The sequence below is a fragment of the Aquirufa sp. HETE-40SA genome (genome assembly GCF_054558635.1).
Genome location: NZ_JBPXKN010000002.1, coordinates 492,323 through 515,467 on the forward strand (window position 1 = coordinate 492,323; position 23,145 = coordinate 515,467).

Below are 23,145 nucleotides of genomic sequence, written 5' to 3' on the forward strand. Positions count from 1 at the left end.
ATAAATGCGTACTCAATTTAGACTAATACTTTTCATTTCTCTTGCCATCGGAGCTTTAAGCTCTTGTAGTAAATTCAAGAAAAACGAGAAGCCCAATAGCTTATCTCCAGGAAAAACTTCGAGCATTTCAGGTGTAGATTACAACAAGAAAGGCGGATTCCAAACGAATTCTAAGTTTGGTGGTGACATGGTAGGCCCTAATCTTGTCTTCATAGAAGGGGGACGATTTACCATGGGAGCTACTGACGAAGATGTTTTGGGAAAACACGATAATTACCAACGTACCGTCACTATTCAGTCCTTTTATATTGACGAAACAGAGATGGCAAATATTCACTATTTAGAATATTTAAACGCTGTTCAAAAAGATTCCACTCAAGAATTCTACGAGGCTGCCTTACCAGATACCACTGTTTGGTTAAATCAGTTAGCTTATAACGACCCCTATGTAGAACAATACCTTAGACACCCTGGATTTAGATTATATCCTGTGGTGGGCGTCTCTTGGAAACAAGCGAATGACTTCTGCAAATGGAGAACCACAGCAGTTAATAATTCCATCAACAATATCGAAAAAGTAGAAAAAGGCAAAAAACCTAAGAAAAGCAAAAAAGAGCTAAATGTAGCCTCTGGTAGACTTCTTCCTCCTTTCCGTCTACCTACGGAGGCGGAATGGGAATATGCGGCGAAGGCAATGATCGGAACGCAACAAGAGGATGAAAATCAGAGTAATCAGCGTATTTATCCATGGGATGGCCCATCTATGCGCCAGCCACTTGGGAAGGACAGAGGTATGATGATGGCCAATTTCAAAAGAGGACGAGGTGACTATGTCGGCTTAGCGGGAAGAAACAATGATGGCGCTATTATTACAGCAGAAATTTACAGCTATTCCCCTAACGATTTTGGACTTTACCAAATGGCTGGAAATGTAAACGAGTGGGTTGCTGACCTCTACCGCCCATTATCGTACCAGGACTTCAACGATTTAAATCCCGTACGTTTAAATGACGACCTAGATAAGGCTAAAATGTACGATAAGAAAAATAATCAGTCTTTAATTGACAATAAGATTCGTGTGTATAAAGGTGGTTCATGGTCTGACTTGCCTTTTTGGTTAGCGCCAGGAACGCGTCGTTTCTTAGATGAGGATTCAGCTACTTCGACCATCGGATTCCGTTGTGCCATGATTGCAACAGGCTCTAAGAGAAAATAAGACATTCACTTTAAAGCAGCCAGCGCTAGGAAAGACAAAATTCCTGTGCTGGCTGCTTTTATTTTAGCCCCTGCTGCTAGAAAAGTCGCACCCGTCGTCAGTGTATCATCCACCAACAAAATTCGCTTCCCATCCAGCTCCCCTGGACTTTTCACCTCAAACACTTCCTCTAAACTCGCGTAACGCTCCGCTCGATTCAATCCGATTAAGGAGGCCACTTGTTTCGTCCTTAGTAAATGTGTTTCAGAAATGGGAATCCCGGAAGTGCACGAAATCCCTTTCGCGATACAGGCCGCCTGGTTATAGCCGCGCTCTTTCAGACGTGATGGGTGCAAAGGCATGGGTATAATCATATCATAATCTGCCACTGAAAAAGACCTCCCCACACAAGCTCCTAAATATTCTCCTAATTCCTGTTGCCCCTTGTATTTTACCTGGTGTAATAAATGCTGCACCTTCCCTCCCTCAGCAAACAAAAAATAAGCATGCACGCGATCGTATTCAATCAAGCCATCCAACTTATGCGAGATCCAATTAGGCTGTTCTAGGAATAATCCGGGGCTGGGCAGTTCGAATCGACAGCGAGTACAGATCCAATTTTCAGATCGAATTAGGACTTCATCGCAGGCAAAACAACATTTGGGATAAAGTAATTGTAAAAACCGGTGAATCATTTCGAAAAAACTTTTGTATTTAACTAAGTTTCAGTAATTTTGCACCCCTAAACAAGTACTCGAACGAGAATGTTGTCCAAGTACTTGGTAATTAACAAACGATTCACAAACGGATTAAAAAAATCATTTCATAATTAACCTTTTAAAATGGCACGCGATTTAAAATTCACTAGAAACATCGGTATTGCTGCGCACATTGATGCGGGTAAAACCACCACTACGGAACGTATCCTGTATTATGCAGGGGTTTCCCACAAAATTGGTGAGGTACACGATGGTGCGGCAACAATGGACTGGATGGAGCAAGAGCAAGAGCGTGGTATCACGATCACTTCTGCTGCAACGACAGTTGGTTGGAAATACCGCGATCAAGATTACCACATCAACATTATCGATACTCCAGGTCACGTTGACTTTACAGTAGAGGTAAACCGTTCATTACGTGTATTAGATGGTCTAGTATTTTTATTCTCTGCAGTAGATGGTGTAGAGCCTCAATCAGAGACTAACTGGCGTTTAGCAAATAACTACAACGTAGCACGTATCGGTTTCGTTAACAAAATGGACCGTTCAGGTGCTGATTTCTTAAACGTGTGTAAGCAAGTGAAAGAAATGTTAGGTAGCTACGCAGTGCCGTTGCAATTGCCTATCGGAGCTGAAGAAGGATTTGAAGGGGTAGTTGACTTAGTTAACTTCCGTGGTATCAAATGGAACGAGGCAGATAAAGGAATGACATTCACTGAGGTACCTATCCCAGATGATATGTTAGAAGAGGCGACTGAATACCGTGAGAAATTATTAGAAGCAGTAGCTGAGTTTGATGAGTCTTTGATGGAGAAATACTTCGAAGATCCAGCATCTATCTCAGAAGATGAAATCTTAGCCGCTTTACGTGCCGCTACGATCTCTATGAAAATCGTTCCAATGCTTTGTGGTTCATCTTTCAAAAACAAAGGTGTTCAAACGATGTTGGATTACGTAATGGCTATCTTACCATCTCCGATGGACAAAGAAGGCGTTAAAGGTATTCACCCTGATACAGGTGCTGAAATCTTGCGTAAGCCAAGTGAGTCTGAGCCATTCGCGGCTTTGGCCTTTAAAATTGCAACGGACCCTTACGTAGGTCGTTTATGTTTCATCCGTGCGTATTCAGGTGGACTAGATTCAGGTTCTTATGTGTTGAACAACCGTTCAGGAAACAAAGAGCGTATCTCTCGTATCTTCCAAATGCACGCGAACAAGCAAAACGCGATCGAGCGCTTAGGTGCTGGTGATATCGGTGCGGTAGTAGGTTTCAAGGACATTAAGACAGGCGATACGCTTTCTGATGAGAAACACCCAATCATTTTAGAAGCAATGGACTTCCCAGAGCCAGTTATCGGTTACGCAATCGAGCCTAAGAAAGCGGCTGATGCAGATAACTTCTCTAAAGCAATCACGAAGTTGATCGAAGAAGATCCAACCTTACAAGTAGAATCAAACGAAGAGACTGGTCAAACGATCATCAAGGGTATGGGTGAGCTTCACTTAGAGATCATCATCGACCGTATGCGTCGTGAGTTCAAAGTAGAAGTAAACCAAGGTGCTCCTCAAGTAGCTTACAAAGAGTCTTTAACTAAGACAACAGAACACCGTGAGGTTTACAAGAAACAATCAGGTGGTCGTGGTAAGTTTGCTGATATCGTATTTGAAATCGGACCAAGAGAAGATGACAAACCAGGTTTAGAATTCGTTAACAATATCGTGGGTGGTGTGATTCCTCGTGAATTCATTCCTGCAGTTCAAAAAGGATTCGAAGAAGCAATGAAAAATGGTGCTTTGGCTGGATACCCAATGGATTCAATGAAAGTTCGTTTATTCCACGGATCTTTCCACGATGTCGATTCAGATTCATTATCATTTGAATTAGCAGCCCGTATGGGTTATAAAGAATCAGCGAAACAAGCGGGTGCAAAGTTAATGGAGCCTATCATGGCCGTTGACGTAGTTACTCCAGACGAATATACTGGACCTATCACAGGTGACTTAAACCGTCGTCGTGGTATCATGAAAGGTATGGATTCTCGTCAAGGCGCTGTAATCTTGAAGGCTGATGTGCCTCTTTCTGAATTATTCGGTTACGTAACAGATTTACGTACGATGTCTTCAGGACGTGCAACAGCATCTTTAACGTTCTCTCACTACGAATTCGTTCCTCAGAATATTGCTGAAGAAGTAGTTAAGAAAGCAAAAGGATTGTAAGATTCTTTGAAGATAGAGAAAAGCCCGAGCGATTTGTTCGGGCTTTTTTTATGCCAAAACCTCTCATCCTTCCCACGCTCAATTCATCCTCCCCCGCTATCTTTTGTCGAAAAAGAAGAATTGTTTCCTAGAATGGGTGTATTTTTGAACTCATTAATTTGATTGCTATGACTAAAATTATCGAGACCTACTCTATTTCTAAGCGCTACGTGATGGGCGAAGAAGTGATCGACGCCTTAAAAGACGTAACCATCTCTGTCAACAAGGGAGAATATGTCGCTTTCATGGGTCCGTCAGGCTCTGGTAAATCAACCTTAATGAATATCGTAGGCTGCTTAGATACTCCCTCTACGGGTAAATATATCTTGAATGGACAAGATGTATCGGAGATGTCAGAAAATGAATTAGCGGCGGTTAGAAATAAGGAAATTGGCTTTGTATTCCAAACCTTCAACCTACTTCCTCGCCAATCAGCTTTAGAAAACGTAGCCTTGCCTTTAATCTATGCCGGCTATTCTAAAAAAGAACGTACAGAGATTGCCATGAAAACCTTGAAAGGGGTAGGCCTAGACAACCGCGCCTTACACAAGCCTAACGAACTTTCAGGGGGCCAAAGACAGCGTGTAGCCGTAGCCCGCGCTCTAGTGAACGATCCATCTATCTTATTAGCCGATGAGCCTACCGGTAATTTAGATACCAAAACCTCCTACGAGATCATGGACCTCTTTGATCAATTGCATAAAAAAGGCAATACCATCGTCATGGTTACCCACGAAGACGATATTGCCCAATATGCCCACCGAATTATTCGTTTGCGTGATGGCGTCGTAGAATCTGACATCATCAACAAGAACGTGAGAAAGGTAGAAAAAATCTAAAACTTAATCCGATCCGTCCCGTAAGGAGCTCTTTGCGCTCTTCTTAACCACGTGTTTGCTTCCGCGTCGTTTACAAATTGTTCCTTGGTAGGATCCCATTGCAATTTGCGCGGTATTTTCATTGCCACGTGCGTAATCAAGCAAACCGTGCAAGCGCGGTGCCCAATCTCAATTGGCGAAATTGGCTCTTTACGCATCTCGATACAATCTAGCCAGTTTCCGTGTTGATCTTCCGAATGATACAAGTGTGTTTCTTTCTCACCAATTACAGATTGCAAAATCTTCGGATCAGACGCATCTAAGGCTTTCGATCTCACTTTTGCTGTAGGATCACTTGGTGTAGCTGCATAATCACCGCGGGAAACAAAAATCCATCCCTCAGACCCTTCGTAGCGAATACCATTTTGATAGCCGCCTGAAGTGTACATCGTGATGCCATTTGCATACTCAGCTTTCGACATAAAGTCCCCATGGACGTTCCAAAGACCTGATTTAGGAAACTCAGCTACTGATTCTACCGAGATCGGTCCCGTATATTCTGTATCCATACCCCAGGCAGCGGAATCATAATGATGCTGACCCCAACCCGTAATCATTCCCGCGCCAAATTGCTCCATACGCAACCAACCCGGGCGATCATAGCCCTTTTGTGGATGTACCGCAATCTCCGTGTAAGCCATTTCTGGAGTTGAACCTAACCACATATCGAAATTAAATCCTTTAGGCACCGGCATTGCTGGCGCTGGAGGTCCAGATGGGTCACCTGGCAATCCAATTTTTACGGTATGCAATTTACCGATGCGACCATTACGCACTAATTCTGCGGCAATTCTAAACTGAGAGTTAGAGCGTTGTTGTGTTCCTACTTGCAGGATGCGACCTGTTTTCTTAATGACATTGGCTAATTGACGGCCTTCGTGAATGGTCAGAGAGGTCGGTTTTTGCAAGTAAATATCCTTCCCAGCAAGTGCCGCTTCCATCGCTGGTTGTGCATGCCAAAAATCTGGCGTACTAATCATCACCGCATCAATGTCCTTATTCAAAAGCATCTCGCGGTAATCATCGTACATCTTCACATCGATGTAATTCGATTGTCCCGTTTTCTTCGTGTAGTATTCTTCGACTAATTGCTTCGTCTCCTCGGTACGGTGGCGATCCAAATCACAAACCGCCATGATGCGTGCTTTCTCGTGCTTCCAGGTTCCTGGTAAGTCGTGGGTGCGCGCGATGCGTCCACAGCCGATTTGGGCGATGTTGATTTTATTGCTTGGGGCATCTTTGCCGCCTAAAACGTTCGCAGGAACGATCGTAGGGAAGCCGAATGTACCCGCGGCGCCTAGTGCTAGGTTATTGATAAATTTTCTCCTTTTCATGCTTTGATAGATATGTTTGTTGCATTTTTTTGTGCAATTAAAGCTAATTCAGTGGCTAAGAAACAGTGCGCTTGTGTCATCGCTGTCTCCGTTCTATTCAAGACGTCATTCACAAGTAATTCTCCGTGAGGAAGGTTGACATCTTTGCAATCGATATACAAGGTCTCTTTATTCGTGACCACATATAAATGGCTTCCCGTTCCATGCGGAGAGGCGATATCCGTATTTTTCCGTACTTCCATGTAGCCGTCTGTGCCTAAAATGGTCAGCCTGCCATCACCCCAAGTATTTAAACCATCCGGCGTAAACCAGTCCACCCGAATATAGCCAGAACCTTTATTGCTTCTAAGCATCAAATCTCCAAAATCTTGGAATTTAGGGTATTGGGGGTGGTGGTGGTTCGCGATTTGGGAAGCAACCACTTCACCTTGTGTCGAGCCTGTAAAATGCAAAAATTGATCTACTTGATGAGAGGCGATATCCGTGATAATTCCTCCGTAATATTTAGCATCAAAAAACCAGTCAGGACGGGAGTTTACACTCATTCGGTGAGGCCCAGTTCCTAAGGTTTGCATGACCTTACCTATTTTTCCCGAAGCTACTAATTGACTCGCTAGTTCGGTTGCTTTATTTTCAAAACGCTCACTGAATGAGATCGAATAAATCTTTTTGGTTTCCTTTTGGACCTTTCGAACGTCAGCTAGTTGCTCTAAACTAGTAATCCCAGGCTTATCCACCATATAATCTTTCCCATGCTGCATCACACGTATTCCTAAAGGAGCTCGTTCGTTCGGTGTAATAGAGCTAAGCACTAATTTGATAGATGGGTCTTCCAATACCTCCGCTTCACTCTTCACCAGCTTCGCTTGGGGGTAACGTTTCGCAAAATCTTTAATTAAATCGGGTTCTTTAGCATAATAAGAAACGAACTCTCCGCCGCCACGAATGATCGAATTAGCCATCGAATAAATATGTCCGTGATTGATTCCCACTACCCCAAATTTCAAACGGGGTGCTATGATTCGTTCCGGCTGTTTAGATGCAAAAATTTTTGTGGCATCCTTCAAGGAAGAGGGTAAAAAGGCCATACCGCCTAGCATACTTGCACTGTGCAAGAATTCGCGGCGATTCGCAGCTGTTGATTTCATTTCAATAGGTTTAATTTATTTACAAAAGTAAAATTCTTGCTGAAATTACTGACTTACAGACATAAAAAAAGCTGCTCATTTCTGAACAGCTTTCTCTTATATAAAAAATTTCAAACCTATTTTTTCTTCTCCTATTTTTTCTTCTCTTTAACACGAGCCGCTTTTCCTTGCTTACCACGCATGTAGTATAAACGTGCACGACGTACTTTACCACGACGTAATACTTCAATTTTGTCGATGTTTGGTGACAAGATTGGGAAAATACGCTCAACACCGATACCGTTAGAGATCTTACGAACTGTGAAAGACTCACCAGCACCCGAATTTTTACGTTGGATAACTAAACCTTGGAAAACCTGGATACGCTCCTTGTTACCTTCACGAATTTTTACGTGTACGTTAACGGTGTCTCCTGCAGCGAATTCAGGGTGTTCTCCTCTACGTGCTGCGTTTTCTTGCTCTACGAATTTAATTAAATCGCTCATCTGAACTAATTTTTATTTGATGATAATCAGCGCTTAGCGGCCCACTTGTGCATAAGAACGTCTGATTGGGGTTGCAAAGATAGGAAAAATATTTCTTTCCAAAAACATTTGCCTAGTTTTTACCTTTAATCGACTGCACAAAGGCAACGATCTCAGCACTAAGGTCTTTAGCCTGAGCAATCATCTTCACAAAAGCACTACCAATAATAGCCCCAGAGGCGTTCTTAGAGGCTTTCACAAAGCTATCGTGGTCCGAAATCCCAAAACCAATCAAACGTGGATTCTGTAAATTCATCGCGGCAATCCGGGAGAAATAGACTTCCTGGTCAGCAGAAATACCCGTTTTTGCCCCAGTCGTACTCGCAGAAGAGACCATATAAATGAATCCTTTCGAGACTGAATCGATGTGGCGAATGCGCTCGTCATTCGTTTGTGGGGTGATCAATAAGATATTGTGTAAGCCGTATTTCTCAAAGATGGCTTTGTAGGACGCCTCGTATTCTACCATTGGTAGATCGGGTAAAATCAAGCCATCCACTCCTACTTCCGCACACTTCGCACAGAAAGCCTCCACACCGTATTGTAAAACGGGGTTAATATAACCCATCAAGAGAACGGGAACCGTAATGCTTTTACGCATATCCTTCAATTGCTCGAAAAGATGCGCCACGCTCATTCCTTGCTCTAAAGCGGCTTGATTCGAAAGCTGTATGGTTTCCCCATCGGCCACAGGATCAGAATAAGGCATTCCAACTTCAATAATATCGACGCCTCCTGCTTGAAGCGCGTTCAATACCGTCATCGTATCCTCCAAACGAGGATAACCAGCCGTGGTATATACATTTAAAATGGGTTCAGTCGCTGAAGCAAAAAGGGCTGAAATTCGGTTCATCTTAGTCATTCAATTTTAAACGGTTTTGGTAAGTCGCTAAATCTTTGTCCCCTCTTCCGGATACATTAACGACCACGATTTCATTCGGCTTCGCTTGCAATCTTTCGAATACGGCCAAAGCGTGTGCCGTCTCTAAAGCGGGAATAATTCCCTCTAATTGAGAGCATTCCACGGCAGCCACTAGCGCCTCCTCATCCGTCACTCCATAAAAAGTGGCGCGACCAGATTCAAACAAATGCGCGTGCATAGGTCCAATTCCTGGATAATCTAAGCCGGCAGAGATCGAATAGGGTTCGATCACCTGGCCATCTTCGGTTTGCATCGATAAACTCTTGCTTCCATGTAAGACGCCTGGCTTTCCTAAGAAAGTAGTCGCTGCTGAATGACCTGAATTAACCCCTAGACCTGCCGCCTCCGCCGCGATCAATGCCGTGCGTGGCTCATCTAAGAAATGGTAAAACGCACCCGCCGCATTAGATCCTCCACCCACACACGCAATCACGTAGTCTGGGTAATCTCGGCCTTCTTTCTCTTGTAATTGAAAACGAATCTCCTCGGAAATGACTGCCTGAAAACGAGCAACCATGTCCGGGTAAGGATGTGGTCCCACGACGGAACCAATGATATAATGGGTATCTACCGGGTGATTAATCCAGTGACGCATCGCCTCGTTGGTGGCATCTTTCAAGGTTTTTGAACCGGAAGTGGCTGGTACTACATGAGCACCCAACATCCGCATACGCGCCACGTTAGGAGCTTGTCTTTCGATGTCGATGGCACCCATGTAGACGATGCATTCCATGCCCATCAAGGCACAAACCGTCGCTGTTGCCACGCCGTGTTGTCCAGCACCTGTTTCTGCGACGATTTTTGATTTGCCCAGGCGTTTCGCAACCAGGATTTGGCCTATCGTATTGTTAATTTTATGTGCCCCGGTGTGACACAAATCTTCGCGCTTTAAATAGATATTCGTGTTGTATTTCGCAGACAAACGCTCTGCCTTGAAAAGTGGCGTAGGACGACCCACGTAATCTTTCAACAAGGCGTGGAATTCTTCTTGAAAAGAGGGTTCCGCGATAATGTCTAAATAGCGGGAACGTAATTCCTCGACATTTGGGTATAACATTTCCGGAATAAAGGCCCCGCCAAAATTCCCGTAATAACCACGCTCATCTACATTAAATGACATATTTATAGCTGTTTTACTAGTTCTTTCACTTGCTCGACATCCTTAAATGCAGGACGTATTTCGAGTTTACTATTAAAGTCCAAAGCATATAAGCCCGGAAAATCCTTCACCTTTTCCACATCCCCAGCCTGCAATCCACCGGCTAAAATATAGGGGATATCCAACGTATAATGTGCTAAAAGCGACCAATCAAAATGCTCTCCCGTTCCACCTACCTGAGCCCCTTTCTTCGTATCAAACAAATAGAAATTAGGCTTGTCTGTCAGATCGAGATCCTTCACTGAGCCTACACTAATCGCCTTGATGACCTGTAATCCGGCGGCTTGTAAGGCTTCTATTTCTGTTTGACCCTCTTCTCCATGCAATTGCACGACCGAGAATCCAGCATTTTTAGACAAGGAGATAATGGTTTCAGTCGTTTCATTGACAAAAACGCCAACCGCCTTCGTTTTGGCAGGTAAAGCTGGGATGACAAAATCAGGTCCTACGTAGCGTGGCGATTTAGGTGCCCAAATAAAGCCCATGAAGTCTGGCCCTAAAGCCGCTACTTCTTGGATATTTTCCGGTTCCCGCATGCCACATACTTTCCACTTCATACCTAGTTGATAAAGTCGCTTAAGGCTTTTCCTGGGTTATCGGTCTTCATAAAACTCTCGCCTATCAAGAAGCCGCGGTAACCGTAGGTTTTTAATTCTGTTATAATCTCCGGACCCGAAATACAACTTTCCGAAACCTTGACGAATTGGGACGGTATTTTAGATGCCAAAACTTTAGACGCCTCCACATTTTGCTCCGAAAAATTCTTCAAGTTCCGGTTATTCACACCTACCACGGAAATATAATCTCCCAGCGAACGATCCAATTCTTCTTGATCGTGCACCTCGAGTAAGGTTTCCATACCTAATGAACGCCCTAGGGTTCCTAATGTTTTGATTTCAGCTGGACTTAAAGCCGCCGCAATCAATAACACCACATCAGCGCCCATGGACTTTGCTTCGATGATTTGGTATTCATCGATCATAAAGTCTTTGCGCAAGATGGGCGTATTCGGATTCGTGCGACGCGCTAAATCGAAATCGGCATAAGTTCCTCCAAAATAGGATTCATCCGTCAACACCGATAAACAGGCCGCACCCGCTTCCACATAGCCTTTTGTCACCACATCCACACCCAAACGGTCATTGATAATGCCTTTTGATGGGGATTTGCGCTTGAATTCAGCAATGACTCCCGTGGAAGCTGGCTGAACTAAAGACATCGACAAAGAATGACATGCCCGCGCGAAAAAACCCTGCTTTTCGAGTTGAGCAGTCGTAGTGCGCGCTTTGCAAGCGGCGACTTCCTGTCTTTTGGTGGCTATGATTTGGCCTAATATGCTCATCTTAATCCATTATAAATTTCTTGAAAGCCTGGAAAGCACGACCACTTTCCAAAGATTCCTTCGCTAAAGCATATCCTTCCACTAAACTTCCGGCCTTGCCTGCGACAAACAAACCAGCTCCCGCATTCGCTAAAACCGCTTGCGTTTGTGCTGGTGTGCCTTCGCGCTGCAAAATTCTGTACAACATATTCGCAGATGCCTCCGCCGTAGAACCACCAAACAATTCGGATTGTGCCACCACTTCGCAGCCAATATCTCCCGGATTGTAAATCGAAGCTCCATCAGCAGTGGTTAAACGGAACGCAGAGGTTAGCGAGATTTCGTCGTAACCATCTTCCGCATAAACGATGCCGTATTGTTTGCCTGAACCGGCAAAAAATCCTTCATACAAGGCAAACGCTTCTGGCGAATAGACGCCGGAGATTTGCTTGTTGACTTTGGCAGGATTCAATAAAGGTCCTAACAAATTGAAGAAAGTCTTCATCCCTAATTCCTTGCGGATAGGGCCCACGAAGCGCATCGCTGGGTGGAAAAGTGGCGCGTGCAAAAAGCACATTCCCGCCGTTTCCATCTTGCGTTTCAATATCTTCGGATCATTATTGAATTTCAATCCCAAAAACTCCAACACCGTCGACGATCCCACCGAAGAGGAAACGCCGTGATTACCGTGCTTGGCGATTTTTTGGCCGGCACCCACGATGATGAAAGAGGACGTCGTCGAAATGTTAAAGGTATCTTTCCCATCACCACCCGTTCCGCACACATCCATCGCATCAAATTCCGATAAATCCACCGTTATGGCTAATTCCAACATCGCCGAAACGAATCCTTTCAGCTCATCCACTTGAATCGGATTGAACCAATAAGAGGATAAAAATGCGGCGATTTGACTCGGATTTATTTCTCCTTGCCCAATGCGCAGCAATATCTCTCTTGCATCGTTTTCTGATAACGCCTCTCCCGCTGCCCGTCTATTTAATATATCTTTCATTGCTTATTTCATCCAATTTTTAATCATTTGCAATCCGTGTTGCGTTAAAAACGCCTCCGGGTGGAATTGCACCCCGCGCACATCGTATTTCGAATGCGCCTCCGCTAAAACAAAACCTTTGTCATCTTGCGCCGTAACCTTTAAGTCACTCGGCATCGTCGATGGAACTACCGTCCAAGAGTGGTAGCGGCAAACTTCGAAACGGGATGGAATATCTAAGAACAAGCGTTCTGTCGGATCCGTCACTACACATTCGGTTGTCACGCCGTGTAATACCTCACCCATATTGCTCAGTTGAGAGCCAAAAGCCTCCGCAATCGCTTGGTGTCCTAGGCAGACGCCTAGAATTTTTTTGGTCGACTTATATTCCTTCAATAAATCCATCATAATTCCAGCTTCCGACGGAATCCCTGGACCCGGCGACAACAAGATTTGATCGTATTTACCTACATCCTCCAAGGAAATTTTATCATTGCGAAACACGTCTACCTCCGCCCCTAGTTCCTTTAACAAGTAGACCAAATTGTACACAAAGGAATCGTAATTATCTATCACTAAAACTTTCATATCCTTAGGCTAAATTTTCTGCTACCTCTAATGCTCTGCGCAAGGCGGCTAGTTTATTGTGAATTTCCTGCATCTCACTTTCCACCACGGACTTCGCGACTACGCCCATTCCGGCTTGGAAAAATAAGGTATCTCCTTTACTCAAAAACGTACGGATCGCGATGGCGTGATTGAAATTGCCCTCGAAATCCATAAATCCGATCGCACCTCCATAGATAGCCCGATTTGTGGGCTCCAAACGGTTAATAATCGTCATCGCATTGTGCTTCGGCGCGCCACTTAATGTGCCGGCCGGAAATGTATCCGCCACCATTTGTAATGGATTCACGCCCTTTTGCAAATGCCCTGTTACTTTGGAAACCAAGTGAATCACGTGCGAGAAGAATTGCACCTCCTTAAACGTCTCCACCTTCACATTATCTGCCGAACGGCTTAAATCATTTCTAGCTAAATCCACTAACATCACGTGTTCTGCCGATTCTTTTGGATCCGCGATCAAAGCCTGGGCTAATTCCGCATCGCGTGCATCATCGCCTGAACGTCTAAATGTTCCTGCAATCGGATGAATCTCCGCGACCGAACCCTCGATTTTGATCTGCTTCTCAGGAGAAGCTCCAAAAATCCGGTATTCCTCGTAATCAAAATAGAACAAATAGGGCGATGGATTCACCGAGCGTAATGCGCGGTAGACCTGAAAATCATCGCCTTGGAACTTTTGGGCAAAGCGTCTAGAGGGAACGATTTGAAATACATCCCCGCGCAAACAGTGTTTGATGCAAGTATTGACGATTTCTCGTGTTTGGTCTTCCGTTAAATTACTCACCTCTTCCCCTTGACGAGCGAATGACGCAGTCGCATAATGCGGCATGTCTAATAGGTAAGTAATGGTATCAAACGTAGGCTCAGAACCATCGTAGCTGTGCGCGTAGAGGCTCATTTGGTTGTTAAAATGATTCACCGCCACCACGTAACGGTACACATAATACCGAATAGACGGGATTTCTGATTCAGGGTTTTTAGCCTGAATATCGATATCCTCGAAATAGGTTACCGCATCATAGGAGATATGGCCAAAAAGACCGTTCGCCATAGGTGAATCGCCTTTTTCCTTCTTAAAATCAAAACGATCCGCAAAGCTCTTCAACGCCTCTATTGCATCATGGCGATTGGCTAAGGTGAAATTCTCCTGTGTTCCGTCCGGAAAAGTTTGGGTGACTTTTGAATCCGTCAATTCGAAGCGCGCCACGGGATCAAAGGCAATGTGCGAAAAGCCATGCTCCTTGCCGTGGTAATCTGCCGATTCTAAAATGACAGAGTTCTTATAGTTTTTGCGAATCTTCAAAAAGATTCCGATTGGCGTCAGTGTATCTGCCAAAAGTGATTTTCGGGAAGTTCGTATGTTTATGCTAGACATGTTTCAAAGGGCAAAATTAATAAAAAAGGCTTACTGTTGAACAGCAAGCCTTTAGTAAACATATCATGTACACACAGCAAAACTGTTCAGGGATTATTATCCTTGCCACCAGTTTTTGTTGTATGTTGCTTTTGTCATTGTGTTGTTATTTGATACAAATGTAGAGTGAAATCTGTAAAATCAAAATTTTAACCGATCAAATCCCACAAATTTCCATATAAATCGGCGAATACGAGCACTTTACCATATTCTTCCTCGCTCGGACCGCGTACAATCGTAATGCCCTGAGCGATCAAATTCGCATGATCCCTTTCAAAATCATCCGTATGCAAAAACAGAAATACACGTCCTCCGGTCTGATTTCCTACTCTCGATTTTTGTTCCTCCGTCGCTGCTTTTGCCAGCAATAATTGACAGGAACCTTCGCCAGATGGTTGAACCAGCACCCAACGTTTGACATCACTCAAAACGGTGTCTTCCACTAATGTAAAACCTAATTTCTGAGTATACCAAGCGATGGCTTCGTCGTAATCGGCTACCACGAGGGCAATGTGCATGAGGCGGTGGTTCATAAGTAGTCGGGAGTCGCTAGTCGATAGTCACTAGTCAGTGGCTGGGTTTTATTTTACTTTTCGTCGCGGCCTACGAAGTTAAATGGTGAGATTAATTTCAATTCTGCCTTGATCGCATCAGAAACGGCTAAGCCATCAATGAATGAATGGAAAACAGCTTGATCAATCTTTCCGTGGTGGCGAGTCAAATCTTTCAATGCCTCATACGGCTTAGGGAATGCTTCGCGGCGCAATACCGTTTGGATTGCCTCCGCGATGACAACCCAGTTATCTTCTAAATCCTGTTGGATTTTGCTATTGTTCAATTCTAATTTACCCAAACCGCGTTGCAAGGAATTCAAAGAGATCACGACGTGCGCCAAAGGCGTTCCCACGTTACGCAATACCGTCGAATCTGTCAAATCGCGTTGTAAACGTGAGATCGGAAGCTTCGCAGACAAGAATTCAAAGAAGGCATTCGCCATCGCTAAATTTCCCTCCGCGTTTTCAAAGTCAATCGGGTTTACCTTGTGAGGCATCGCCGAAGATCCGATTTCACCTGCTTTGATTTTTTGCTTGAAATACCCCATCGAGATGTATTGCCAAATATCTCTCGACAAGTCAATCAAAATGGTGTCTAAACGCTTCAAGCCATCGAAATAGGCTGCTAAATTATCGTAATGTTCGATTTGGGTCGTGTATTGGCTACGCTTGATCCCTAAATCTGCGTGCAATTTCGCCGCAAATTGTGGCCAATTAATTTCTGGGAATGAAACCTGATGCGCATTGAAATTACCCGTTGCTCCACCAAATTTACCCGTAAAGGGTACCTGCGCTAACAGGTCTAATTGACGATTCAAACGCTCGGCAAAAACCTTGATTTCTTTACCCAAACGAGTAGGTGAAGCCGGTTGTCCGTGTGTGTGCGCTAACAAAGGGATCTCTTTCCACTCGGTTGCATATGCCTCTAACGTGGCAACAACTGCTTGGTAAGCTGGTAAAATAACATCGCGATGAGCCTCTGCTAAAGACAATGGAATCGCTGTATTATTAATATCTTGAGACGTTAAGCCAAAGTGAATGAACTCCACAAAAGGGCTCATATCGCCTGGTAACGCTAACATACGGTCTTTGATAAAATATTCTACCGCCTTCACGTCATGGTTTGTTACCTTCTCCGCATCCTTAATCCAGGTCGCATCCGCCTCTGTGAAATTCGAGTACATGGAGCGCAATGCCGCATAATGCTCCTTAGGGAAACCTTTTAAAGGGGCCAAAGGAATTTCGCACAGTGCAATAAAGTATTCGATTTCAACGCGCACCCGGTATTGGATCAAACCAAATTCAGAAAAATAAGGAGCGAGTGCGGCGGTTTGTTTGCGGTAACGACCATCAACCGGAGATATGGCAGTCAGTAAATTTAATTCCATGCTATCTTATCAAAGCACAAAGGTACAACAATTTAAAAATTATCCGTAATTTCAAGCATGCTAAGTCCCCGCATCCTTTCTGTCTTATTAGCTTTTGTCATCGCAGGGGTGGCAACTGCCTTCATTTCCTTCTTGCCAGACTCTAATTCTGCCACTTTATTTGTGAGTTTTATTAGTGTCCTTATTTTCGGCTCCATCTTGATTTACTTTGCTTTGGACAACTTAGTTTTCAAAGAAGTAAACGAATTATATGACCAAATAAAGCAAATCAAGAAGAAAAGTTTCCCCTTGATTTCTCGCAAACAATTAGTCCAAAAAGAGAACCCCATCGAACTCTTAAAAAGTGAATTAACGGCCTACGTTTCTACCACAGAAGACGAAGTAAAAGAATTAAAAAAGGCCGCAGTTTACCGCCAAGAATTCCTTGCTGACGTATCTCACGAACTTAAAACACCCATTTTTGCCGCTCAAGGTTTTGTCCACACACTTTTGGACAACCCAGATGAAAGCCCAGAAATACGCCAAAAATTTCTCGAAAAAGCTGCCAAAAGTTTAGACGGATTAGACGCTTTAGTTAAGGATCTGCTAACTGTATCTCAAATCGAAACCGGCGCCATCAAGATCGAAAAGAAACGCATTAATTTGCGTCCTATGATTGAAGAAATTTTCGAACAATTAGAGGGTAAGGCCAAAAAACGCGGGGTTAAATTGGCCCTAAATTGCACAGATGAGGCCATTGATGTAAAAGCCGACGCTCAAAAGATTGAACAAGTTTTAGTTAATCTTATAGACAACGGTATCAAGTATGGCAACCAAGAAGGTAAAGTAACCGTCTTAATTGAAGACCGTAAAAAATCCTATTTAATTTCGGTCAAAGACAATGGGCCAGGCATTTCTGAAAAACACCTCCCACGTCTCTTCGAGCGCTTCTACCGAATTGACAAAAGCCGAACAAAACTCAGCGGCGGAACCGGTCTAGGACTTTCCATCGTAAAGCACATCGTTCAAGCTCATGGTAGTAAAATCCAAGTTGAATCGAAGTTAGATAAAGGGACGAGCTTTAGCTTTAAGTTAGAACGGGCGATATAAAAAAAAGGCCGTGGCCTTTTTTTTATCAAAGCAAAAAGTACAAAGCAAAAAGAACAAAGAATAAAGCACAGAGGTGGAATAAAAAATGGAAACAGATTTCCCCATTTTTTATGAGTAAAGAAATACCCAAAATATTCTATCTCTTTAGAAAGGTTTAAAAGGAATATTGGCGATTCCTTCTAGAGGTTTAATTATTTTTGAGACGACAAAATATGACGAAGACCGTTTTTACCAATTTTTCTAGAAAGGTTTAGTAAAACAAATTCGGAAAAATAGGACGCAGCCCAATTTTGCGTTTTTTACCAAGAGTTTAAATTTTTTATTGTGGCGAAAAAATATGACGTAGGCCATTTTTAGCTACCATTTTTTCCAGAGGTTTAGTAAAACAAATTCGGAAAAATATGGCGCAGCCCATTTTTCGAATTTGATTGACTAAACCGCCCCTTCAGTCAACCTCTCCGCATTCTCCGCAATCCTCAACTGCTCAATAAATTCAGCAATTTCACCGTCCATTACGACAGGTAGATTGTATACGGTTAAGCCGATGCGGTGATCCGTTACGCGGCCTTGGGGATAGTTATAGGTTCTAATTTTGTCCGAACGATCTCCTGTGCCTACCATCGATTTACGATTACCGGCGATTTCTGCATTTCGTTTCGCTAATTCAATTTCATATAAACGAGAACGGAGAACCGTCATCGCTTTGTCAAAGTTCTTGATTTGAGAACGTTCATCCTGGCACTGTACCACTAAGCCTGACGGAATGTGGGTCACACGAACGGCTGAATAGGTCGTATTTACAGACTGACCACCCGCTCCAGACGAACAGAAGGTATCCTTGCGGATATCGTTCATATTGATTTGGACATCGACCTCATCAGCCTCAGGCATCACAGCCACTGTAGCTGCTGAAGTGTGGATACGACCGGCCGATTCCGTTGCTGGAACGCGCTGAACACGGTGAACACCAGATTCAAATTTCATTTTGGCATATACATCTTCGCCCTGAACGGACGCGATAATCTCTTTGTAACCACCGGCGGTACCGTCGGTGAAGTCCATGATTTGGAAAGTCCAACCCATTTTCTCCGCGTAACGCTGGTACATGCGGAAGATATCTCCGGCAAATATGGAGGCCTCATCGCCACCTGCTCCGGCACGAACCTCCAGGATACAGTCTTTGGAATCGTTCGGGTCACGGGGGATTAACATCTCCTTTAGAACCTCTTGCATTTCCTTTTCTGCTGGAACTAATTCTTCTAATTCCGCCTTCGCCATGTCGCGAAAATCTTCGTCTTTTTCCGTAGCGATCACTTGTTTCGCCTCCTCGATGGAGCCTAACAAGTTTTGGTAGGCCATATATTGGTCTACGATCTTTTGCAAATCCTTGTATTCTTTACTCAAGGTCTTGAATTTCTTCAAGTCCGACACCACCTCCGGCATCGCAATTTGTTGTTCTACTTCTAAAAATCTTTCTCGGATGGCCTCTAGCTGCTCCAGCATAACATTTTGGTTTTAAAAAACGTTGCAAAGATAGTAATTAAATCCATTGCCCTTTGCCCTCGTTTAGAATACCTTTGCATAAAATCTCCAAACGATGAAACACGCCCTACTCCTTTTCGCTTTAATCGCAGTGCAAGCCTGTGATTTTTCCAAACGTATCGATACTGCTGCGGCCGTCAAGGAGATGAAGGCTAGACAAGTGAAGCGCGTTTTACCACAAGACATCGTTAATCAAGTAGATACTTGGGGTCAAGAAATTCAATCAAAAGGGGCGACAAAATTAGATAGTGCGACCAAAGCGTTTCTGATTACGGTTCGAATCGGTGCTCCAGCTTCCTTAAAAGCGTCCTTTAAAGATGCGAAGATGGTTGAGATAATGGATGCCTTGGATTATTCATTGGGCCAAAAGCAGGAAATCCCTCCATCTATCCAAAAAAATACCGCAGGGGATAGCTTGTACTATTTTTACCCTTCAGAAGCCGGTAAAATTACCGTGCTTGGATTCGCTAAAAACATCGTGATCCAAAACATGGACCGCCCCTTGATTAAATGAGGTTGCGCTCCAGAATTTGGCTGATTTGAAAATTCACTTCGCGTAAATGTGGATCAGAAATTTCTTTTGAAAGCGGGTTACCCGTAAAGAAGGCTTGAACGTGTTGTTGCACTAGTCCGTGCAATAAACTGGGTTCTAATTCGATCGATTGTAATAATTCTTGTGCATGTAACCAAAGGTTTTGGGTTAAAACACCCGCCAATAGCATGGCTTTGTGAATCTTCTTTCGCTCTTCGCCACTGACTAAATACATCGCATCCGTGATGTCTTTTGCTAGCGCCACTAAGGTATTTTGTGTTTCTTCCACCAGTACTTCTAGGCAGATTGGCATCTGATCTAATTTGATTCTGCGACCTGTTTCTAGATGCTGAACTGGGAAAAAGACCCCCATCTGGTTCGTGCTCTCCCGCGCTGGATCGTATAATAAATTAGCTTCTGCTAAAGAAAAAGTGCCTGTTACGAGAATGAGCGTGGCATATTTTGGCAATAATAATTCTTTCAAAACCTCCGAATAAGCTGATTCTGGAACGCACAAGAAAAATACGGTGGCTGCCGAGTCAGAGAAATCAAGGTCTTCGTGGACTTTCGCATTGTATAAATAGGAGACAATCTCTTTTGCCTTCGAGGGCTCGCGACTAAATACTTCTTGAACTGAATTTCCGGCATTTTCTAATGCCTTTGCGATGTGCCAGGTAACGTTTCCTGCACCAATAAACGATATTTTAAAACTCATGTGGTGGTCTCCAGTTTAGCCCCAACGAACGGCGCCCATTGTTGATCCAAAATTCCAGAAAAATTTCGCAAAAACATAACAAAAGATGGTCTAAATGGCTGGCGTGCTAAAACCATTCCCGCTTCCTCCGGTGTCATATAGCCCTTCTTCGAATTACAATACTTGCACGCAGTGACTAAATTATCCCAGGAAGTGCGCCCCTGGCGTGATTTGGGCAACACATGATCCATTGTCAAGAAATCTTTCGAACCACAATATTGGCAGGTATGGTTGTCTCGCTTCAAGATATTTTGGCGATTCAGCATCACTCCTTTGAACGGAAAATAGACATAACGCTGCAAACGAATGACCGAGGGATAGGGAAATGTTTTTGAAACGGAATGCAATTTCGCGGTGGTGGATTCCGCCACTAATTCTGCCTTATTTAAGTAGACCAAAAGAAAGGCCTTCGGCATGGAACAAATCGTTAACGCACTGTAATCCTGATTTAAGACTAACACTTTCTGAGCCATAGACAAACCGATTTAATTTGCTCATCAAATTAAAAAATAATCGGCTGAATAGGAAGCACTTAGCATTGCTTTTTTGTTAAGAATTCCTGGAATTAGGTCCTATTTCGTAGATTTGCGTAAATTAAATAAATGCCCATGTCCTCTTTATTGGAAAAAATCAAGCAGCTTTCCGCTGAAATTACCCCTGACACCCTGGTCAATCGCCACCATATTCACGCGAATCCAGAGCTATCCTATCAGGAATTTCAGACGCAGGCTTATGTTTTAGAACAACTTGAACGCATGGGTATTCAGGCCAAAAAAATCGCCACCACCGGCCTCATCGCCGAAATCAAAGGAAAAAATCCAGACAAAAGAGTCGTCGCCCTTCGTGCCGACATGGATGCCCTTCCCATACTAGAAACCAACGAAGTTCCCTATAAATCCAAAAACCCCGGCGTCATGCACGCTTGCGGGCACGATGTGCATACCGCCTCCCTTTTAGGAACGGCTCAAATTCTCCAAAAAGTCCGCGACGAATTCGAAGGCACCATCAAATTACTCTTTCAACCTGCCGAGGAAAAAGCCCCCGGTGGAGCGAGTATCATGATCAAAGAAGGTGCCCTACAAAACCCGACTCCTGCGAGCATTTTTGGCCAACACGTTGCCACCAATGTTCCCGTCGGAAAAATCGGTTTCCGCGAAGGAATGTACATGGCCAGCACAGATGAAATCTACATTAAAGTAATCGGCAAAGGTGGGCACGGCGCCATGCCAGACGCCTGCATTGACCCCATTGTCATTGCTTCTCATATTATTGTGGCGATGCAACAAATCATCTCCAGAAATAAGAATCCAAAGCTTCCATCGGTATTGACTTTTGGCAAAATCGAAGGTCTAGGAGCCACAAACGTCATTCCTGACGAAGTGAACATCGCCGGCACTTTCCGTGCAATGGACGAAACTTGGCGTGCTGAAGGATTAGAAAAGATGAAAAAACTAGCCGAAGGAATCGCTGATGCGATGGGCGGACGTGCCGAATTCGAGGTTTTAAAAGGTTACCCTTTCTTACAGAATAATCCAGAACTTACGCGTCGCTCTAAAGCCGCTGCTATCGAATATATGGGAGCAGAAAATGTCGTTGATCTTGATCTTTGGATGGCAGGCGAAGATTTCGCTTTTTATACTCACCACGTGGATGCGTGTTTCTACCGTTTAGGAATTCGCAATGAGGAACGCGGAATTACAAGTGGAGTCCATACCCCGAGTTTTGATATTGATGAAAAAGCCTTGGGAATTGGGCCAGGGTTAATGGCATGGTTAGCGATCTCAGAGTTAACTGTGTAATATTTTCAGCAGAGCCAATCGAAAAGGTTGTTACACAAATATTTTCTGATTGGCTCCCCTGAAAACATTTCACACAATTAATCTCTGCTCTCCTATCTACTCTCTAAAATCTAATATCTCTTCTCTATACTCTCTTATCTCTACTCTAGAATTTCCAAATTATATTGGAAACTCTAAAGGATCCGGCCATCTGAATTCATAATTCAATTCACCGCAGATTTTATCACCCGAAACTACTTTACCGCCTAGGCAAGAAACTGAATAGTCCCAGTAGCCGGCTGGCATTCCGCGACGTTCGATGTCGTTTTCGCCTACTTCGCCTTTTGTAGGGTGAATAGGAGCCACAATATTATAGATACCTGATTCGATTTTCTCTGCAGCTAAGGCAATTAATGCAACCACGTCATCTTTGTGCACATAGTTGATGGGGCAATTTGCGCCGTCATTACGCTTGCCGGAGAAATACTTGGCTACGTAGCGATCCCCTCCCATTAAACCTGCTAAACGCAAAATAAGTGATGGTACATTAGAGGAGGAGACGATGGCTTCGGCTTTGGCCATCAACGAATCCTCGTTGATTCCAGAATTTTCATCTACGGTATCCGATACATTCGCATAGACCGATGTAGAAGAAAGGAAAATGAGTTTTTTAGCAGCGCCTACAGGTAAATTATCTACCCACTCTTGCAAAATCGCGAGGTAGGTTTCTTCTGAATTCTTCTTACGGCGTGGAGGAATGGCCCAAATTTGGACCTCCGAATCGTTCATTGCGGACCAATTCTCAGCTGGCATTTCGGGTTCTGCTCTAAAATCCAACACCTTGATTTTAGGATGAGCCGCTTGTTGATGAACACTCGAGGCCGAAACACGCACATCGAAGTCCGCTAAAGCTAATTTAAAAGCCAATGGTGCGCCTACCCAACCGCCCCCGTAAATACTTATCGTCTTTTTCATGTAATTTTGCACCTTTGGAACAATTGAATCGCAAAGATAGTTTAA

At 43.9% G+C, this 23,145-nt stretch carries 23 protein-coding genes; 6 read left to right on the top strand and 17 right to left on the bottom strand.

What is annotated here, in order from left to right:
- The first annotated feature begins 4 nt into the window (after positions 1–4).
- On the top strand, positions 5–1,216 hold the full coding sequence (gene gldJ, locus ACRZ9O_RS07595) for a gliding motility lipoprotein GldJ (RefSeq protein ID WP_459457922.1): 1,212 nt from the start codon (positions 5–7) through the stop codon (positions 1,214–1,216).
- A 5-nt stretch (positions 1,217–1,221) separates the two neighbouring features.
- Here the strand turns inward: gldJ and ACRZ9O_RS07600 are convergent, their stop codons facing one another.
- Positions 1,222–1,890 (bottom strand): ComF family protein, encoded by a 669-nt coding sequence (locus tag ACRZ9O_RS07600; protein WP_459457924.1) that lies wholly within the window; start codon positions 1,888–1,890, stop codon positions 1,222–1,224.
- A 147-nt stretch (positions 1,891–2,037) separates the two neighbouring features.
- Here ACRZ9O_RS07600 and fusA point away from each other — a divergent pair, with 147 nt between their 5' ends.
- Together fusA and ACRZ9O_RS07610 are read left to right on the top strand one after the other, a co-directional pair.
- Positions 2,038–4,131 (top strand): elongation factor G, encoded by a 2,094-nt coding sequence (gene fusA, locus ACRZ9O_RS07605; protein ID WP_459457926.1) that lies wholly within the window; start codon positions 2,038–2,040, stop codon positions 4,129–4,131.
- A 167-nt stretch (positions 4,132–4,298) separates the two neighbouring features.
- Complete coding sequence (locus tag ACRZ9O_RS07610; RefSeq protein WP_459457928.1) at positions 4,299–5,009, top strand: ABC transporter ATP-binding protein; 711 nt, start codon at positions 4,299–4,301, stop codon at positions 5,007–5,009.
- Here ACRZ9O_RS07610 and ACRZ9O_RS07615 read toward each other — a convergent pair.
- The 12 genes from ACRZ9O_RS07615 to purB all read right to left on the bottom strand — a co-directional run bounded on the left by ACRZ9O_RS07615 (position 5,006) and on the right by purB (position 16,430).
- Positions 5,006–6,382: a Gfo/Idh/MocA family protein gene (locus ACRZ9O_RS07615; protein WP_459457930.1), complete on the bottom strand. Its 1,377-nt coding sequence runs from the start codon at positions 6,380–6,382 to the stop codon at positions 5,006–5,008. The genes ACRZ9O_RS07610 and ACRZ9O_RS07615 overlap by 4 nt on opposite strands.
- Positions 6,379–7,530: a Gfo/Idh/MocA family protein gene (locus ACRZ9O_RS07620; RefSeq protein WP_459457932.1), complete on the bottom strand. Its 1,152-nt coding sequence runs from the start codon at positions 7,528–7,530 to the stop codon at positions 6,379–6,381. Before ACRZ9O_RS07620 ends, ACRZ9O_RS07615 begins: the two co-directional genes overlap by 4 nt.
- A gap of 131 nt (positions 7,531–7,661) precedes the next feature.
- Positions 7,662–8,015, bottom strand: a complete 354-nt coding sequence (rplS, locus tag ACRZ9O_RS07625; protein WP_130894795.1) for a 50S ribosomal protein L19 — start codon at positions 8,013–8,015, stop codon at positions 7,662–7,664.
- 112 nt (positions 8,016–8,127) lie between these two features.
- Positions 8,128–8,907, bottom strand: a complete 780-nt coding sequence (trpA, locus tag ACRZ9O_RS07630; protein ID WP_459458027.1) for a tryptophan synthase subunit alpha — start codon at positions 8,905–8,907, stop codon at positions 8,128–8,130.
- A 1-nt stretch (position 8,908) separates the two neighbouring features.
- Positions 8,909–10,096: a tryptophan synthase subunit beta gene (trpB, locus tag ACRZ9O_RS07635; RefSeq protein WP_422172960.1), complete on the bottom strand. Its 1,188-nt coding sequence runs from the start codon at positions 10,094–10,096 to the stop codon at positions 8,909–8,911.
- 2 nt (positions 10,097–10,098) lie between these two features.
- Positions 10,099–10,692: a phosphoribosylanthranilate isomerase gene (locus ACRZ9O_RS07640; RefSeq protein WP_459457935.1), complete on the bottom strand. Its 594-nt coding sequence runs from the start codon at positions 10,690–10,692 to the stop codon at positions 10,099–10,101.
- Positions 10,693–10,694: 2 nt separating this feature from the next.
- The gene (gene trpC / locus ACRZ9O_RS07645) at positions 10,695–11,477 is read right to left on the bottom strand and encodes an indole-3-glycerol phosphate synthase TrpC (protein ID WP_459457937.1); all 783 of its coding nucleotides are present in this window, start codon (positions 11,475–11,477) and stop codon (positions 10,695–10,697) included.
- Position 11,478: 1 nt separating this feature from the next.
- The gene (gene trpD / locus ACRZ9O_RS07650; RefSeq protein WP_459457939.1) at positions 11,479–12,468 is read right to left on the bottom strand and encodes an anthranilate phosphoribosyltransferase; all 990 of its coding nucleotides are present in this window, start codon (positions 12,466–12,468) and stop codon (positions 11,479–11,481) included.
- A 3-nt stretch (positions 12,469–12,471) separates the two neighbouring features.
- Complete coding sequence (locus ACRZ9O_RS07655; RefSeq protein ID WP_459457941.1) at positions 12,472–13,035, bottom strand: anthranilate synthase component II; 564 nt, start codon at positions 13,033–13,035, stop codon at positions 12,472–12,474.
- A gap of 4 nt (positions 13,036–13,039) precedes the next feature.
- Complete coding sequence (locus tag ACRZ9O_RS07660; RefSeq protein WP_459457943.1) at positions 13,040–14,449, bottom strand: anthranilate synthase component I family protein; 1,410 nt, start codon at positions 14,447–14,449, stop codon at positions 13,040–13,042.
- 188 nt (positions 14,450–14,637) lie between these two features.
- Positions 14,638–15,021 carry a VOC family protein gene (locus ACRZ9O_RS07665; RefSeq protein ID WP_459457945.1) on the bottom strand — a complete coding sequence of 128 codons (384 nt, stop codon included), beginning with the start codon at positions 15,019–15,021 and terminating at the stop codon, positions 14,638–14,640.
- A 53-nt stretch (positions 15,022–15,074) separates the two neighbouring features.
- On the bottom strand, positions 15,075–16,430 hold the full coding sequence (purB, locus tag ACRZ9O_RS07670) for an adenylosuccinate lyase (RefSeq protein ID WP_459457947.1): 1,356 nt from the start codon (positions 16,428–16,430) through the stop codon (positions 15,075–15,077).
- Between the two features lie 57 nt (positions 16,431–16,487).
- Here purB and ACRZ9O_RS07675 point away from each other — a divergent pair, with 57 nt between their 5' ends.
- On the top strand, positions 16,488–17,519 hold the full coding sequence (locus ACRZ9O_RS07675; RefSeq protein WP_459457949.1) for a sensor histidine kinase: 1,032 nt from the start codon (positions 16,488–16,490) through the stop codon (positions 17,517–17,519).
- Between the two features lie 432 nt (positions 17,520–17,951).
- Here the strand turns inward: ACRZ9O_RS07675 and prfA are convergent, their stop codons facing one another.
- Complete coding sequence (prfA, locus tag ACRZ9O_RS07680) at positions 17,952–19,022, bottom strand: peptide chain release factor 1 (RefSeq protein ID WP_459457951.1); 1,071 nt, start codon at positions 19,020–19,022, stop codon at positions 17,952–17,954.
- Positions 19,023–19,116: 94 nt separating this feature from the next.
- Here prfA and ACRZ9O_RS07685 point away from each other — a divergent pair, with 94 nt between their 5' ends.
- Positions 19,117–19,575: a hypothetical protein gene (locus ACRZ9O_RS07685; protein WP_459457953.1), complete on the top strand. Its 459-nt coding sequence runs from the start codon at positions 19,117–19,119 to the stop codon at positions 19,573–19,575.
- Here the strand turns inward: ACRZ9O_RS07685 and ACRZ9O_RS07690 are convergent.
- Together ACRZ9O_RS07690 and ACRZ9O_RS07695 are read right to left on the bottom strand one after the other, a co-directional pair.
- On the bottom strand, positions 19,568–20,308 hold the full coding sequence (locus tag ACRZ9O_RS07690; protein ID WP_459457955.1) for a DUF2520 domain-containing protein: 741 nt from the start codon (positions 20,306–20,308) through the stop codon (positions 19,568–19,570). The genes ACRZ9O_RS07685 and ACRZ9O_RS07690 overlap by 8 nt on opposite strands.
- On the bottom strand, positions 20,305–20,820 hold the full coding sequence (locus ACRZ9O_RS07695) for an HNH endonuclease (RefSeq protein WP_130894781.1): 516 nt from the start codon (positions 20,818–20,820) through the stop codon (positions 20,305–20,307). The genes ACRZ9O_RS07690 and ACRZ9O_RS07695 overlap by 4 nt, the downstream gene beginning before the upstream one ends.
- Positions 20,821–20,955: 135 nt before the next feature.
- On the opposite strand from ACRZ9O_RS07695, the gene ACRZ9O_RS07700 reads away from it, so the two are divergent.
- Complete coding sequence (locus ACRZ9O_RS07700) at positions 20,956–22,146, top strand: M20 metallopeptidase family protein (RefSeq protein ID WP_459457956.1); 1,191 nt, start codon at positions 20,956–20,958, stop codon at positions 22,144–22,146.
- A gap of 159 nt (positions 22,147–22,305) precedes the next feature.
- Here ACRZ9O_RS07700 and ACRZ9O_RS07705 read toward each other — a convergent pair whose 3' ends face one another.
- Positions 22,306–23,100 carry a Rossmann-fold NAD(P)-binding domain-containing protein gene (locus tag ACRZ9O_RS07705; RefSeq protein ID WP_459457958.1) on the bottom strand — a complete coding sequence of 265 codons (795 nt, stop codon included), beginning with the start codon at positions 23,098–23,100 and terminating at the stop codon, positions 22,306–22,308.
- Positions 23,101–23,145: the final 45 nt, after the last annotated feature.